The sequence below is a fragment of the Lautropia mirabilis genome, from assembly GCF_900637555.1.
Taxonomy (GTDB): Bacteria; Pseudomonadota; Gammaproteobacteria; order Burkholderiales; family Burkholderiaceae_E; genus Lautropia; species Lautropia mirabilis.
In genome coordinates, this window is the sequence record NZ_LR134378.1 from 2,437,621 (window position 1) to 2,451,697 (window position 14,077).

15 protein-coding genes are annotated in these 14,077 nt (G+C 65.8%); 2 read left to right on the top strand and 13 right to left on the bottom strand.

Going from position 1 to position 14,077, the window contains the following annotated elements; genetic code table 11:
- Positions 1 to 198: 198 nt before the first annotated feature.
- The 10 genes from EL249_RS09920 to EL249_RS09965 all read right to left on the bottom strand — a co-directional run bounded on the left by EL249_RS09920 (position 199) and on the right by EL249_RS09965 (position 9,029).
- Positions 199 to 1,749 (bottom strand): DegQ family serine endoprotease, encoded by a 1,551-nt coding sequence (locus EL249_RS09920; RefSeq protein ID WP_005672712.1) that lies wholly within the window; start codon positions 1,747 to 1,749, stop codon positions 199 to 201.
- Between the two features lie 39 nt (positions 1,750 to 1,788).
- Entirely contained in the window at positions 1,789 to 2,442 is a 654-nt protein-coding gene (locus EL249_RS09925; RefSeq protein WP_040529678.1) for a hypothetical protein, read from the bottom strand.
- 121 nt (positions 2,443 to 2,563) lie between these two features.
- Positions 2,564 to 3,799 carry a beta-ketoacyl-ACP synthase II gene (gene fabF / locus EL249_RS09930; protein ID WP_005672710.1) on the bottom strand — a complete coding sequence of 412 codons (1,236 nt, stop codon included), beginning with the start codon at positions 3,797 to 3,799 and terminating at the stop codon, positions 2,564 to 2,566.
- Positions 3,799 to 4,038: an acyl carrier protein gene (acpP, locus tag EL249_RS09935; RefSeq protein WP_005672709.1), complete on the bottom strand. Its 240-nt coding sequence runs from the start codon at positions 4,036 to 4,038 to the stop codon at positions 3,799 to 3,801. The genes fabF and acpP overlap by 1 nt, the downstream gene beginning before the upstream one ends.
- A 150-nt stretch (positions 4,039 to 4,188) precedes the next feature.
- On the bottom strand, positions 4,189 to 4,959 hold the full coding sequence (gene fabG / locus EL249_RS09940) for a 3-oxoacyl-ACP reductase FabG (RefSeq protein WP_005672708.1): 771 nt from the start codon (positions 4,957 to 4,959) through the stop codon (positions 4,189 to 4,191).
- The gene (gene fabD / locus EL249_RS09945; RefSeq protein WP_005672706.1) at positions 4,956 to 5,906 is read right to left on the bottom strand and encodes an ACP S-malonyltransferase; all 951 of its coding nucleotides are present in this window, start codon (positions 5,904 to 5,906) and stop codon (positions 4,956 to 4,958) included. The genes fabG and fabD overlap by 4 nt, the downstream gene beginning before the upstream one ends.
- Before the next feature lie 85 nt (positions 5,907 to 5,991).
- Positions 5,992 to 7,035, bottom strand: coding sequence for a beta-ketoacyl-ACP synthase III (locus EL249_RS09950; protein WP_005672704.1), 1,044 nt, complete (start codon positions 7,033 to 7,035; stop codon positions 5,992 to 5,994).
- Positions 7,036 to 7,058: 23 nt separating this feature from the next.
- On the bottom strand, positions 7,059 to 8,126 hold the full coding sequence (gene plsX, locus EL249_RS09955; protein ID WP_005672702.1) for a phosphate acyltransferase PlsX: 1,068 nt from the start codon (positions 8,124 to 8,126) through the stop codon (positions 7,059 to 7,061).
- A 97-nt stretch (positions 8,127 to 8,223) separates the two neighbouring features.
- A complete protein-coding gene (rpmF, locus tag EL249_RS09960) occupies positions 8,224 to 8,406 on the bottom strand; it encodes a 50S ribosomal protein L32 (RefSeq protein ID WP_005672700.1) in 183 nt (60 codons plus the stop codon).
- A 77-nt stretch (positions 8,407 to 8,483) separates the two neighbouring features.
- Positions 8,484 to 9,029, bottom strand: a complete 546-nt coding sequence (locus EL249_RS09965) for a YceD family protein (RefSeq protein ID WP_005672698.1) — start codon at positions 9,027 to 9,029, stop codon at positions 8,484 to 8,486.
- Between the two features lie 120 nt (positions 9,030 to 9,149).
- Here EL249_RS09965 and EL249_RS09970 point away from each other — a divergent pair, with 120 nt between their 5' ends.
- Together EL249_RS09970 and EL249_RS09975 are read left to right on the top strand one after the other, a co-directional pair.
- Positions 9,150 to 9,758 (top strand): Maf family protein, encoded by a 609-nt coding sequence (locus EL249_RS09970; protein ID WP_005672696.1) that lies wholly within the window; start codon positions 9,150 to 9,152, stop codon positions 9,756 to 9,758.
- On the top strand, positions 9,755 to 10,492 hold the full coding sequence (locus tag EL249_RS09975; RefSeq protein ID WP_005672694.1) for an SAM-dependent methyltransferase: 738 nt from the start codon (positions 9,755 to 9,757) through the stop codon (positions 10,490 to 10,492). The genes EL249_RS09970 and EL249_RS09975 overlap by 4 nt, the downstream gene beginning before the upstream one ends.
- Positions 10,493 to 10,521: 29 nt before the next feature.
- Here EL249_RS09975 and EL249_RS09980 read toward each other — a convergent pair whose 3' ends face one another.
- The 3 genes from EL249_RS09980 to EL249_RS09990 form a co-directional block, all read right to left on the bottom strand.
- Positions 10,522 to 11,511: a S49 family peptidase gene (locus EL249_RS09980; RefSeq protein WP_005672692.1), complete on the bottom strand. Its 990-nt coding sequence runs from the start codon at positions 11,509 to 11,511 to the stop codon at positions 10,522 to 10,524.
- Positions 11,512 to 11,693: 182 nt separating this feature from the next.
- Positions 11,694 to 12,374: an HAD family hydrolase gene (locus EL249_RS09985; RefSeq protein WP_005672690.1), complete on the bottom strand. Its 681-nt coding sequence runs from the start codon at positions 12,372 to 12,374 to the stop codon at positions 11,694 to 11,696.
- Between the two features lie 293 nt (positions 12,375 to 12,667).
- The gene (locus EL249_RS09990; protein ID WP_232002010.1) at positions 12,668 to 13,672 is read right to left on the bottom strand and encodes an RluA family pseudouridine synthase; all 1,005 of its coding nucleotides are present in this window, start codon (positions 13,670 to 13,672) and stop codon (positions 12,668 to 12,670) included.
- Positions 13,673 to 14,077: the final 405 nt, after the last annotated feature.

The window sequence follows — 14,077 nt, forward strand, 5'->3', positions numbered from 1 at the left end:
GCTATTGTAGTGGCTCGCGGGGGCTGCACGTGCAATGGAAGCACCTGTTGCAGCGAATGTCCGTTCAACGGTAGGGAAACGCCCCTGCAATGCGCGCCCCTATCAACGCAACGGGCCGCACTGGGCGGCCCGTTGTGTCCGTGTGGCGCAAGCGCCGCCCCTGCCTTCAGCAAGAGGCGGACGCCTGAGCCCGATGCCTTACTGGGGCCGGACCGGCACGTAGGAAGCCTCTCCACCGCGCTTGACCAGCAGCACCAGGGTGCGCTTGCGGTCCAGCTTGGCCAGCAGCTGCTCGAACTGGCTGGCCGAGGTGATGGGCTGGCTGTTGACCTGCAACAGCACGTCACCCTGACGCAGACCCGCCTGAGCAGCGGCGCCATTGGGTTCCAGCCCGTTGATCACCACGCCGTCACGCGGCTGACCCTGGCTCTTGCGCTGCTCGGCCGTCAGGTCGGAGGCCATGATGCCCAGCCAGTTGGCCTTGGCAGGGGCCTGCTGTTCCGCCCCGCCCTTGCCACCGGCGCCGCGTGCCTGTTCGTTGGGCACCTCGCCGACCACCACGTCCAGCGTGCGGGCCGCCCCGGCGCGCCAGACCTCGATGGACGCCTTGGTGCCGGGCTTGGTGTTGCCCACGAGACGCGGCAGGTCGGACGAGCGCTCGATGACGCGACCATCGTAACGCAGGATGATGTCACCCGGCATGAGACCGGCCTTGGCGGCAGGCCCCTTCGGGTCCACGCTGCTGACCTGGGCGCCGGAGGGCTTGGGCAGGCCCAGCGGCTCGGCGATGTCCTTGGTGACCTCGGTGATGGCCACACCGATGCGGCCGCGCACGACGCGACCATTGGCCTTGAGCTGATCGGTGACGCGCATCGCCTCGTCGATGGGGATGGCGAACGAGATGCCCATGAAGCCGCCGGTACGGCTGTAGATCTGCGAGTTGATGCCGACCGCCTGGCCGTCCATGTTGATCAGGGGGCCACCGGAGTTGCCGGGGTTGACGGCCACATCGGTCTGGATGAACGGCAGATAGTCGCCGGTCTCGCGTGCCTTGGCCGAGACGATGCCGGCGGTGACGGTGTTGTCCAGACCGAAGGGCGAACCGATGGCCAGCACCCACTCGCCCACGCGCAGCTTGTTGGGATCGCCGATCGGCAGCACCGGCAGGTTGGTCGCATCGATCTTCAGCAGCGCCACGTCGGTGTTCTTGTCCGACCCGATGAGCTTGGCCTTGAACTCGCGCTTGTCGGTCAGCGTGACATAGATCTCGTCCGCACCGTCGACCACGTGGTGGTTGGTCATCACATAGCCGTCAGCCGAAATGATGAAGCCCGAGCCCAGGCCACGGGGAATCTCCTCACCGGACTGGCCGGGTGGCACCTGACGCTGGCGACCCTGCGGGTTGCCCGGCATGTTGGGGATGGCACCGGGCGGGAAGAAGCGACGGAAGAACTCGAAGAAGGGATCGTCCGGGTCAAGCAGTTCTTCACCACCCTGCCCCTGGGGGTTGCCGGCGTGCTCGGTCGTGCGGATGTTGACAACGGCGCCGCCGGTCTTCTCCACCAGGCCCGTGAAATCGGGCAGCTGGCGCACGGCCTGGGCGTGCACGGGAGCGGGCTGCACGAGAGCGACCGTGCCGAACAGGGCTGCCACGGCCAGCGCCGAGCCCGCCAGCGCGGTACGCAGCGAGCCTCGGGTTTGTCCGGCGACCTTGCGACAGGGCCGGTCAGAAGAATGGGGGATACTCATCGATCAGGAAGCCTCAAAAGCTCTGTAAGAATTCGGAAATCAGGCAACCTGCCCCGGAGGAGCATGGCCGCCCCGCTTGCGCCAGACCAGCCATCGACGCACGGTCGCGGCCTCGGCCGGGCCCAGCCGAGGCAGCCAGAGCAGGCAACTGCCACGCTGGATGGCAGCCTGCGAAGCGCAAGGAGGTGCCTCGGAAACGGTTGCAGCCTGCACCGGGGAAGGCGTGAGTGCCTGTGCTTCGGGTGCAGACCCGCTCTCTAACGAACGGCAAGGGGATTCGGTGGACAGCCCCGGATCGGTTGCGCTCAGGGTATCGACAGCAAGGTGCAGCATTGCGCCCAGCCACAGGGTACGCGTCTGCCGCGCGACCAGCCACGGCCCCTCGGCCTCCCACTGGACGAACAGGGTCCCGTCACCATGAAGGCGCAGCGCAACCGGTTTCCGGTACTGGATGCGTGCCGTGGCACAGAGACTGCCAGGGTTGCAGGTGGTGTTGCGGCGACTGCCGTTCAGGGCGCGGGGCACCCACCAGGAGAGCCCGATCAGGGCCGCAAAGGCGATGAAGCGCAACGGCTTGCCAGGCTCGACCAGCCAGGCCACGGCAATGGCAAGCACGACCAGCACGAGCAGAAGCTGGTCGAGACGACGGCCAATGTCTGCCTTGGCTACGGGAATGAGCAAGGAATCAGGCATGGCAGCCATTCAGGGGAATGCGGGAAAAGGCCAGGAAAGGCAAACAGACAACAACGACCAGCCTGCCTGCGCAGGTTGGTCGTTGCATGTCGGCACAGGCCATGGGCCTGACCGTGAGGCATCAGCGGAAGCGACGCAGCACCAAGGTGCCGTTGGTACCACCAAACCCGAAGGAATTCGACAGCGCGACGTCGATGTCCATCTCGCGCGCCTGGTTGGCGCAGTAATCGAGATCGCACTCCGGATCCGGGTTGTCGAGGTTGATGGTGGGTGGCGAGACCTGATGATGCACGGCCAGCGCACTGAACACCGCCTCGATGCCGCCGGCAGCACCCAGCAGGTGGCCGGTCATGGACTTGGTGGAGTTGACGACGACCTTCTTCGCATCATCGCCGAAGGCGAGCTTGATGGCGTTGGTCTCGTTCAGGTCTCCCAACGGCGTGGACGTGCCATGCGCGTTGATGTACTGCACCTGGTCGGTGTTGACCCCGGCATCACGCAGGGCATTCTTCATGCCCCGGGCAGGCCCGCGAAGGTCTGGCGCGGTGATGTGGTGCGCGTCCGAACTCATGCCGAAGCCAATCAGCTCGGCATAGATGCGGGCGCCCCGCTTCTTCGCGTGCTCCAGCTCTTCCAGGACCAGCACCCCGGCGCCCTCGCCCAGGATGAAGCCATCCCGGTCGCGGTCCCAGGGCCGGCTGGCGGCCTGAGGATCATCGTTGCGCGTCGACAGGGCCTTCATGGCTGCGAATCCGCCCACGCCCAGGGGCGACAGGTTGGATTCGGCGCCGCCAGCCAGCATCACGTCGGCGTCGCCATAGGCGATGAGACGCCCGGCATCACCCACGCAGTGCAGCCCGGTGGTGCAGGCACTGACGATGGCATAGCTGGGCCCCTGAAGACCCAGCATGATGGACAGTTGCCCGGCCACCAGATTGATGATCGACCCCGGCACGAAGAACGGCGAGATGCGCCGCGCCCCGCGCTCGAGGTAGTCCTTGTGCGTGGTCTCGATCAGGGGAAGACCACCGATGCCGGAGCCCACGAAGGCGCCGAAGCGCTCTGCGTTCTCCTCGGTGACCTCCAACCCACTGTCACGAAAAGCCTGCAGACCCGCGGCCACACCGTAATGGATGAAGGTGTCGAAGTGCCGAAGCTCCTTCGCATTCATCCAGTCGGCGGGGTTGAAGTCCCGCACTTCCCCGGCAATGCGCGACGGGAAAGGCGAGGCGTCGAAGCGGGTGATCGGGCCGACGCCCGACTTGCCGGCGACCAGATTGGCCCAGCCGGTCTCGACGTCGTTACCGACCGGCGAGATGAGGCCGAGGCCCGTAATGACGACGCGACGCTTGCTCATCAGCTCTTCGAATGCGCCTTGACGAAATCGATGGCCTGTTGAACCGTGGTGATCTTCTCGGCTTCCTCGTCGGGGATTTCCGTACCGAATTCATCTTCCAACGCCATGACCAGCTCGACGTTGTCCAGCGAATCGGCACCCAGGTCGTCCACGAAGGACGATGCGGTCTTGACCTCAGCTTCGTTCACGCCAAGCTGCTCGGCCACAATCTTCTTGACCCGCGCCTCGATATCCGACATTTCAATACTCTCCTGATGAGTGACGATGCCGGTACATGCTACCGGCTTTTTCTGGTTTCTCGATACCTGCCGGAAAAATTTCCGGCGGGCTGGACGGCTTCCGTGAGGAAAGCCAGAACACGGTTACTCTGACGAAACGGGATTGTAGCGTCAAACCATGTACATGCCGCCATTGACCGGCAAGGTGACGCCCGTGACATACGATGCCGCTGGCGAAGCCAGGTAAAGCACCGCTGCCGCGATGTCGTCGGCCTGTCCGAGCCGGCCACTGGGAATCTGCTGCTTGAGCCCCGCCACCTGTTCCTCGGGCAGCGCCCGGGTCATGTCGGTCTCGATGAAGCCGGGCGCCACGCAGTTGACGGTGATGCCGCGGCTGGCCACTTCGCGTGCCAGCGCCCGCGACATGCCGGCCACGCCGGCCTTGGCGGCCGCATAGTTGGCCTGCCCCGGGTTGCCCATCTGACCCACCACCGAGGTGATGTTGACGATGCGGCCGGTGCGTGCCTTCATCATGGGCTTGATGGCCAGGCGCGCCATGCGGAAGACGGCGGTAAGGTTGGTGTCGATGACGGCAGCCCAGTCCTCATCCTTCATGCGCATGGCCAGCGTGTCACGGGTGATGCCGGCGTTGTTGACAAGAATGGACAGCTTGCCGTGCTCGGCCACGATGGCATCGACCAGGGCGGCGCAGGCCTCGGCGTCATTGACGTTGAGCGCCACACCGCGGTGCGGGGCGCCCAGACGCTGCCCGATGGCCTCGGCGCCCTTCTCGGACGTGGCGGTGCCGATCACCGTGGCGCCGGCCCGTGCCAGCGTGTCGGCAATGGCCTGACCAATGCCGCGCGAGGCGCCGGTGACCAGGGCGACCTGCCCTTCGAGGTTGCCGAAGATGGCGGGAATCGGGGTGGAATCTGTGCTCATGAGAACTTGGCCAGCGTGGATTGGAGGGAAGCGGCATCGCTGACGTTGTGCAGCTGCGCCTCGGGCGCGATCCGCTTGATCAGGCCGGTGAGGACCTTGCCGGGGCCGAACTCGACGAACTGGTCGACACCCTTGTCGGCCAGCGCCTGGATGACCTCGACCCAGCGCACCGGATGCCAGGCCTGGCGCACCAGTGCGTCACGGATGCGGGCGGGATCGGTCTCGAAGGCCACATCGACGTTGTTGACCAGCGGAATGGCCGGGGCCTTCAGGTCGATGTCGGCCAAGGCACGCTGCAGCACCTCGCCGGCCGGCTTGAGCAGCACCGAATGGAACGGTGCCGAGACCGGCAGCACGACGGCACGACGTGCCCCCTTGGCCTGCGCAGCCTCGCAGGCGCGCTGGACGGCACCCACGTGACCGGCAATGACCACCTGGGACGGTGCATTGAAGTTGACGGGCGCCACTTCCTCGCGCTGATCGCTGCCGGGTACCGCGCGAGCCTCATCGCAGGCGGCCTGCACATCGGCATCGGACAGCCCCAGGATGGCGGCCATGCCGCCGGTACCCACGGGCACGGCTTCCTGCATGGCCTGCGCGCGCAGTCGCACCAGCTTCACGGCCGTGTCCAGGTCCAGCGAGCCCGCGGCGACCAGCGCCGTGTACTCACCCAGGCTGTGACCGGCCACGAAGTCGGGCTCAGGGCCACCTTCAGCGCGCCAGGCAGCCAGATTGGCCATGCCGGCCAGCAGCATGGCAGGCTGCGTCCAGGTCGTCAGCGCCAGCTCTTCGACAGGACCTTCGGCAATGACCTTTGACAGCAGGGGCTGGCCCAGTGCCGCATCGGCACGCGCCACCAGGGCATCGACTTCGGGACGACCGAGCAGCGACGACAGCATGCCGACGGCCTGTGATCCCTGACCGGGAAATACGAATGCAACGCTCATGAATCCTGACTCTCCCTGGCTATGCCTTGTATCTTGTTCCTATCTCTGCCCACCCGGGCACTGCCGGGAAGCAGAGCATCCCTTGTCAGAAGCGGATGAGGTTGGCCGCCCACGTGAAGCCGCCACCCACTCCTTCCATCAGCACCAGATGCCCGGGCTTGATCCGGCCGTCCTTCACGGCCTGGGTCAGCGCCAGCGGAACCGATGCCGCCGAGGTGTTGGCGTGCTCTGCCACAGTGGAGACCACCTTGTCTTCGGGAAGGCCCAGGCGCGAGGCCGTGGCCGAAAGAATGCGGATGTTGGCCTGGTGCGGCACCAGCCAGTCGAGGTCGTCGACCGAGAGGTCGGCTGCCTGCAGGGTTTCCTGGGCGAGATCAGCCAGCACGCGCACAGCCAGCTTGAAGACGGCCTGACCGTCCATGCGCAGGAACGGATGACCGCAGACGGCACCGCCCCGCACACTGCCCGGCGTGGACAGGATGCCGGACTGACGGCCGTCCGCATGCAGGCGCGAGACCAGAACGCCCGGCGTGTCGGAAGCCGACAGCAGCACGGCGCCCGCCCCGTCACCGAACAGCACACAGGTGGAGCGGTCGTTCCAGTCCATGATGCGGGAAAAGACATCCGCACCGATGACGAGCGCGCGTTTCGCGACACCGGCGCGGATCAGCGCATCGGCGTTGGCCATGGCGTAGACGAAGCCGCTGCAGACCGCCTGCACGTCGAAGGCACCGCCCTGATGGATGCCCAGCTCGTTCTGGATGAGGCATGCCGTGCTGGGGAAGATCTGATCAGGCGTGGAGGTGGCACAGACCACCAGATCGATGTCATCGGGGCCGACACCTGCCATCTCCATGGCCGCACGCGCAGCGCGCGCGCCCAGCGACGTGGTGGTGTCGTCGGGACCGGCCAGCCAGCGCTGACGGATGCCGGTACGGGTGGATATCCACTCGTCCGAGGTCTCGACGCCCCGGGCAGCCAGATCAGCCACCAGGTCGTCGTTGGTGACACGCCGTGCAGGCAGTGCAGACCCTACACCGATCACCCGCGCAAAGCGCGCGCCTGCGGATGCCGGGATGCCCGGCAGGGAACGGGAAGCAGCAGAGGCGGCTGTATCGGTCTGGGACATGGGTACCGGATCCACGAAAAGGGTCAGGAAAGGGGCGGCGGACTGGCGGCATGCCCTGCCGGGCTCGCAGCTGCCATGGCAGCCTCGATGCGGCCCAGCAGACCGTTGCGCGCCGCGTCATAGGCACGCCGCAGGGCGGCCTCGTAGGCCAGCACATCGGCCGAGCCGTGACTCTTCAGAACGATACCACGCAGCCCGATGAGGCAGGCGCCGTTGTAGCGTCGATGATCGACCCGTTGACGAAAACGCTTGAGTGCCGGCATGACGCACAGCGCGCCCAGCTTCGTGAACCAGCTGCGCGAGAGCTCCTGCTTCAGGAAGGCGCCGATCATCTGCGCGACACCCTCGGACGTCTTGAGCGCCACGTTGCCGACGAAGCCATCCGAGACGACCACATCGGCCTTGCCGCCATAGACGTCGTTGCCTTCGACGTTGCCCACGAAATTGAGAGGCGTCTCGCGAATGAGGCGAGCTGCCTCCTTGACCACGTCATTGCCCTTGATGAGCTCCTCGCCGATGTTGAGCAGCCCCACGCTGGGACGCTCGGTACCGTCCAGCACCGAGGCCAGCGCACTGCCCATGATGGCGAATTGCAACAGATGCGTGGGTTCGCAGTCGACGTTGGCACCCAGGTCCAGCATGGTGGTGAACCCCCCCTTCTGGGTGGGCAGCTGGGTGGCGATGGCGGGTCGATCAATGCCCGGCAGCGTCTTGAGGACGAAACGGGAGATGGCCATCAGGGCACCGGTATTGCCGGCACTGACGCAGGCATCGGCCTCACCGGCCTTGACCTGTTCGATGGCGATGCGCATGGAGGAGTTCCGCCGGTTGCGCAGGGCCTGCACCGGGTTGTCGTCCATGCGAATGACTTCGCTGGCCGGCACCACGCGGATGCGTGACGACAGCGCAGGATCCGAGCCGTGCCCGCCCGCCTGACGGGATGACTGAAGTGCGCCCTCGACCTCGTCGGGGCGACCCACCAGCAACAGCTCGGCATCCGGGTGAGACTGCAGGAATGACAATGCGGCCGGAACCGTCACCGTCAGACCATGGTCTCCCCCCATGGCATCGATGGCCAGGCGAACGCTCATGGCGCTACGAATATGGTTGGTTGCAAGGATGCAGCACCGCTCACCCCGAGGGCTCGGGGTGCAAACGGGCCGCAATCAGCTGATCGAGCAGCAGGAATCAATCGTCAGACTTGGTCTTGACGATCTTCTTGCCCCGATAGTAGCCATTGGGGCTGATGTGGTGACGCAGGTGCACTTCGCCCGTGGTGGGCTCAACGGCAACCGGCGGGTTTTCCAGGTGATCGTGCGAACGATGCATGCCGCGCTTGGACGGCGTCTTCTTGTTTTGCTGAACGGCCATGTGAATTCTCTCCAGCCCATGTGGCGGGCAATCCAAGATTATAACGAGTCCGGGAAAGTTTGAACAAGTCGCCTGCTTCAATTAAGCGTCGCCGGACTGGGGCAGACCTCATGGAAGACCGCCATGGGCAGCGCCAGCATGGCCTCGTCCTCGATCAGGCCGGCCAGTGCCAGCCGCGGCTCGACAGCAATCACGTCCACATCCACCCCGGCTTCAGGATCTTCCAGCCCGGCCTGGCGCTCGGAAGCGGCGAGCCGGAAACGGCGCGTGATCGACAGTTCATCCAGCGGCAGCGGCCCCAGACAGCGCCCGCAGGCCACCACTGGCGCAAACTGCAGTGACAGCACCAGGAACTGGCGGACCCGGTCCAGCTCGTCACGCGCACTTTCCCCCTGCACCTGCCAGTGCACCAGCGTGCCTTCATCCAGCAGACCGCTGGCCAGCAGGCGTGGCATCCGCGCAACCGAGGTGCTGCCCGCCAGCCGTTCGCCGGCACGGGCAAAGCGGGCCGGGTCGATCTCGGGTGCCAGCCCCTCGGGCAGGGAATCGGCCTCCCAGCCCTCGCCGGACTGGGCGGAAGTGGCAGACGAGCTGTGAGGCGGCTTGGCCGCGGTGGGTTTCATCGACACATTCTCCCCGTTCTGGATTCGGATCTGCGGGCATGCGTTCACGCCGCGGATGCACCCCCTCCCGGGATCCACGAACCGGACCCCGAAAAGCAGGCGCGCTTATCATAGCAGCCCATGAGACTGATCCTTGCTTCCTCCTCGCCCTATCGACAGGAACTGCTTGCGCGTCTGCGCCTGCCCTTCGAAGCCGTGGCCGCCGATGTCGACGAGACGCCCCTGCCCCATGAGCCCATTGCCGACCTGGCCACGCGCCTGGCGGCCCTGAAGGCCGAAACCATCCTGGCTCGGCATCCGGATGCGCTGGTCATCGGTTCGGACCAGGTGGGCACGCTGGACGGCATCACCCCCATCGGCAAGCCGGGCACCCTGGAACGCGCCCGCCTTCAGCTGCAGGCGGCCTCGGGGCGAACCATGCACTTTCATACGGCGCTGGCGCTGCGCGGCCGTGGACTCCCCCCCATCGACGATGCCGTCTGCGTGGATGTCGCCTTCCGGACGCTGACCCTCGCCGAGATCGACCGCTATCTGGCCCAGGAGGATGTCCTGAACTGCGCCGGTTCGGCCCGCTGCGAGGGGCTGGGCATCAGCCTGCTGGAATCCATCCGCACGGATGACCCCACCGCCCTGATCGGGTTGCCGCTGATCCGGCTGAGCACCCACCTGCGGCAGCTGGGGGTGGATGTCCCGGCTGCCACCACCCCTTCATCGGAACGGGCATCATGAAACCGACACCCCACGGACGCCTTCTGCTGATTCCCACGCCGCTGCAGCAGCCCGAGGAATGTCAGCAGCCCTGGCTGCTGGAGCCGGACAGGCAGCGGGTCTCGGCGCTGACCGACTTTCTGGTGGAAACCCCCAAGGCCGCACGGCGCTGGCTGGGCCTTCTGGGCATGCAGCAGCCCATCCGGGACCTGCAGCTGCGCGCCCTGCCCGGCAAGTCCGAAGGCAAGGCGCCCCGACTGGACGCACGCGACTGGTTGGCGCCTGCTCTGGAAGGCCGCGACATGGGCCTGCTGTCGGACGCGGGCTGCCCTGGCGTGGCTGACCCGGGGGCGCTACTGGTGGAGGCAGCACATCAGCTGGGCATCGAGGTCGTGCCACTGGTGGGCCCCTCATCGCTGCTGCTGGGGCTGATGGCCAGTGGCCTGAACGGGCAGCGCTTTGCCTTCCAGGGCTACCTGCCCAAGGCTGCCGATGAACGTGCCCAGACCATTGCCCGGCTGGCGCAGCGTTCACGACACGAACGCGAGACCCAGCTGCTGATCGAGACGCCCTATCGCAACCAGGCCATGGCCGACGCCCTGGTGGCCCATCTGCCCGAAGACGCTCGGCTGTGCGTGGCCACCGACCTGACGGGTCCTGCGCAGCGCGTCGAGACACGCACTGTGCAGGACTGGCGACGCAAGCCGCCTGTCATGCCCGACAAGCGGCCCGCACTCTTTCTGTTCCTGGCCTGAGCCCCACGAAGGGGCCCTGGCCAAGGACGTCAGCGCAGCACCGGCTCCTGGCCGCCGACGCGGGTCTGGACCTGCTTCCAGAAGCCGCCGAAGGCCTCGGCCCCGAACTGCCTGGCCAGCATCTGCCAGCGCGAGTATTCGCTGAAGTCCACCACGTTCTCGGTGTTGAGCACGTCACGCGCCACCGAATCCACCGACCCCAGACCATCAGCCAGTCCCAGCTGGATGCTGCGCTCACCGGTCCAGAAAAGCCCGCTGAAGGTCTCGGGGGTTTCCTTCAGCCGCTGGCCGCGTCCCTGCTTGACCACGTCGATGAACTGACGATGAACCTCGTCCAGCATCGCCTGGGCATGAGCCTTCTGCTCGGCACTCATGGGCGCCGTGGGATCCAAGAAAGCCTTGTTCTTGCCAGCCGTCTGCGTGCGACGCTCGATACCCAGCATCTTGAGCGTGTCCTGCACGCCATAGTAGCTGAGCAGCACCCCGATCGACCCGACGATGCTGGCCTTGTCCACGTAGATGTTGTCAGCCGCTGCCGCGATGTAGTAGCCGCCCGAGGCACCGACCTCCTCGATCACCGCGTGCAGCGGCTTCTCGGGATGAAGACGGCGCTGACGCCGCATCTCGTCGACGATCATGCCGGACTGCACGGGGCTGCCTCCCGGGCTGTTGATGCGCAGGACGACGCCCACCGCCCGCGGATCGGAAAAGGCCCGGCGCAACGCCTTGTTGATCCGGTCGGCCGAGGCCCCCTCCTCGCCCGAGCCACCAACGATGACCCCTTCGATGTTGATGGAAGCCACATAGCTGGCTGGCCGACGCTGATCCTCATCAACCTGGGCCACCGAGGTGCAGCGCTGGATGCCGAAAGCCAGCACCGCCAGGAACGCCAGCCACTGGAAGATGCGCCAGCGACGCTTCGCCTTGCGCTCCTTCAGCGTCTCGCGCGCGAGTTCCTCGACGAAGCCACGACCCCATTCCGCCGTGCCCAGGATGTTTCTATCGTTCTGCTCTGCCATGCATGGCCTCCCTTCCCAAGAGGGTTTGCTGCCTCAGGGGAAAAATAGTGATTCGTGATCACCCTGAATGATCAGGGAAAAGCGGCCCGCACGAAACGGGGGAACCCCCAATTTCAGGCGGAGCCCAACACTCCGCGCCATGAACCGACACGTCCGGGCACGATCCCTTGTGTCCGGTCTGCTCAGGCGCAGCCGAGCAGTCGGCCCAGTTCGACCACGGTTGCCGCCATGGCATCCGGCTCGCTGGATTGCAGCATGAGCAGGGTTCCCGTGTCGTAATAGACCCCGATGCTGGCACAACCGAAAGCGCGTGCCATCTCGATGTCATAGATCGAATCGCCCACCATCACCATCTGCGTCGGGCTGACCCCCATCTCTTCGGCCAGGCTCTGCAGCATCCATGGATCAGGCTTCGAGGCCCCCTCTTCGGCGCAACGCGTTGCCTCGAAGAACGCCCCCAGCTCGCCGCCGGCCAGCACTCGGTCCAGGCCGGCGCGGGACTTGCCGGTAGCCACGGCCAGCCGCCGCCCCTGCGCCCGCAGCGCCTGCAGCAGCTCAGGGATGCCGGCAAACGGGATGTCGACGCGCTGACGGTTGCCGAAATAGTGGCGTCGATAGGTATCAAGGAACTCGGCGTGACGCTCGGCCGGAAAATCCGGCACGAACTGCTGCAGCATCTCGCCAAGCCCCAGCCCCACCAGGGGCCGGATGGTCTCGGCCGAGGGTGGCGTCAGCCCCAATGACTCGGCGGTCTTCCGGATGGCCTGAACGACCTGTGCAACGGAGTCGGCCACCGTGCCGTCCCAGTCGAACACCACGACCTCACGACGACACAAGTCTTTCTCGACGCCAGCTCTCGTCATCCCATAGCCCCCCTTTCTGGATCAAGTCATTGATTTTCCGGGTGCTGGCATTGTTGCATGGAAGCCCCAGACAACGATACGCACCCGCATATGAGTGAAAACACCGTGGTGAATGAATCACATGGAGACCATCTCTGTCACGGATGATACACAGGGCCCGCCTCCCTGAATGCAGGCGCACTCACCCGTCAGGCGCGTACCGCGTCCAGCCATGCAATTCTCAGAAATCACTTCAATATACAGCGGTAAATCATCATGAAAACTTGAGACTTCACTTGAGAAAGCCCATATAACTACTCGCTTCTCACCCCATCTGCCGTCACCCCGAAACGGGCCAGCAGTGCCTCGAAGGCGGCTGGCATGGGCGCGTCCAGCACCAGCATCTCCTCTTTTTTCGGATGCTTCATTTCAAGATGAAAGGCATGAAGAAACATGCGGTTAGCCCCCATGTCATCAAGCACCTTGTTTAAAGTGAAGTCTCCGTATTTTTCATCCCCCAGGATGGGATGCCCCCCATGTGCCAGATGCACCCGGATCTGGTGGGTGCGTCCGGTGAGCAGCTCGCATTCCAGCAGCGCCCCATGAGGCGGCAGACCTGGCGTGCCACCAAAGTCCAGCGCCTGCAGGCGCCGAAAGCGCGTGGCCGAGGGCTGCCCCTGAACATCCACTCGCACCCGGCGCTCGCCGGCCGGCGTGAGGTAGCGCAGCAACGGAAACTGCACCAGCACCGGCCGGGGCCTTCCCCAGTGCCCCTTCACGATGGCCAGGTAACGCTTCTTCACCTCGCCGGCGGCAAACATCCTGTGCAGGGCCAGCAGCGCCGAACGCCGCTTGGCGATGACCAGCAGACCCGAGGTGTCGCGGTCCAGGCGATGGGCCAGCTCCAGGAACTGGCCGGGCGGGCGCGTGGCACGCAACCGCTCGATGAGACCGGCCGAGATGCCGCTGCCCCCATGCACCGCCAGCCCCTCGGACTTGTCCACCACCAGCAGGTGCTCGTCCTCGAAGAGGATGCGGATGTGACGGTCGTCCAGCTTGGGACCACCCCGGGCGGGCCCCGGACGCAGTGCCGTCTGCGGCACGCTGGCCAGCGGCGGCACACGGACCCGCTCACCGGCGGCCACGCGCTGCTCGGCCTTGACCCGGCGCCCGTCGACGCGTACCTCGCCCTTGCGGATCATCCGGTAGATGCGCGTCTTGGGCACGCCACGCAGCATGGCCAGCAGGTAGTTGTCCAGGCGCTGACCCTCGTGGCCCTCGTCCACCGTCAGCCACTGGATGGGTGTTGTTTGCGCCATGGGCGCTTTTGTGTCGGCGTCTTTCATCCGGCTATAATCGCGGGCGGTTGTCGGTCATGCAGGCTGGGCGTCGCCAACCGGGCCATACCCTTGAAAATTCGCCGGTTTTCGGCGACTTGTGCAAGGGTCCGGTTTCGGCGTCAGGACCCGCCTGCTGGCTGTCGTGCAGTCTGCAGTGTAAAAGAAGGGCTGGATTTTTTCCCGTGCCCGCCCGCACCCCTTCCCGGGTGCGCCGGCGCTTGCACCCGCCCTTCCAGCTGCAGCCCCTGCACGCCGCGCGACAAGCCCCGCATGGGCCGCATTGTCCGGCCTGTGCCCGGCTTGCCCGGATGACGACCATTGGATTCAAAACGCGGCGTCGAAAGGTTCGGCGCGCGAGCACGATTCGACACGATGAGCCGCCAA

Bases quoted from the DNA above. Each gene is read 5' to 3' on its own strand.
- rpmF (WP_005672700.1), bottom strand. From the start codon at position 8,406: ATGGCCGTTCAGCAAAACAAGAAGACGCCGTCCAAGCGCGGCATGCAT.
- EL249_RS09925 (WP_040529678.1), bottom strand. From the start codon at position 2,442: ATGCCTGATTCCTTGCTCATTCCCGTAGCCAAGGCAGACATTGGCCGT.
- EL249_RS09965 (WP_005672698.1), bottom strand. From the start codon at position 9,029: ATGAAACCCACCGCGGCCAAGCCGCCTCACAGCTCGTCTGCCACTTCC.
- EL249_RS09985 (WP_005672690.1), bottom strand. From the start codon at position 12,374: ATGACGAGAGCTGGCGTCGAGAAAGACTTGTGTCGTCGTGAGGTCGTG.
- EL249_RS09975 (WP_005672694.1), top strand. From the start codon at position 9,755: ATGAAACCGACACCCCACGGACGCCTTCTGCTGATTCCCACGCCGCTG.
- EL249_RS09920 (WP_005672712.1), bottom strand. From the start codon at position 1,749: ATGAGTATCCCCCATTCTTCTGACCGGCCCTGTCGCAAGGTCGCCGGA.
- EL249_RS09980 (WP_005672692.1), bottom strand. From the start codon at position 11,511: ATGGCAGAGCAGAACGATAGAAACATCCTGGGCACGGCGGAATGGGGT.
- EL249_RS09970 (WP_005672696.1), top strand. From the start codon at position 9,150: ATGAGACTGATCCTTGCTTCCTCCTCGCCCTATCGACAGGAACTGCTT.
- EL249_RS09990 (WP_232002010.1), bottom strand. From the start codon at position 13,672: ATGGCGCAAACAACACCCATCCAGTGGCTGACGGTGGACGAGGGCCAC.
- EL249_RS09950 (WP_005672704.1), bottom strand. From the start codon at position 7,035: ATGTCCCAGACCGATACAGCCGCCTCTGCTGCTTCCCGTTCCCTGCCG.
- plsX (WP_005672702.1), bottom strand. From the start codon at position 8,126: ATGAGCGTTCGCCTGGCCATCGATGCCATGGGGGGAGACCATGGTCTG.
- fabF (WP_005672710.1), bottom strand. From the start codon at position 3,799: ATGAGCAAGCGTCGCGTCGTCATTACGGGCCTCGGCCTCATCTCGCCG.
- fabD (WP_005672706.1), bottom strand. From the start codon at position 5,906: ATGAGCGTTGCATTCGTATTTCCCGGTCAGGGATCACAGGCCGTCGGC.
- acpP (WP_005672709.1), bottom strand. From the start codon at position 4,038: ATGTCGGATATCGAGGCGCGGGTCAAGAAGATTGTGGCCGAGCAGCTT.
- fabG (WP_005672708.1), bottom strand. From the start codon at position 4,959: ATGAGCACAGATTCCACCCCGATTCCCGCCATCTTCGGCAACCTCGAA.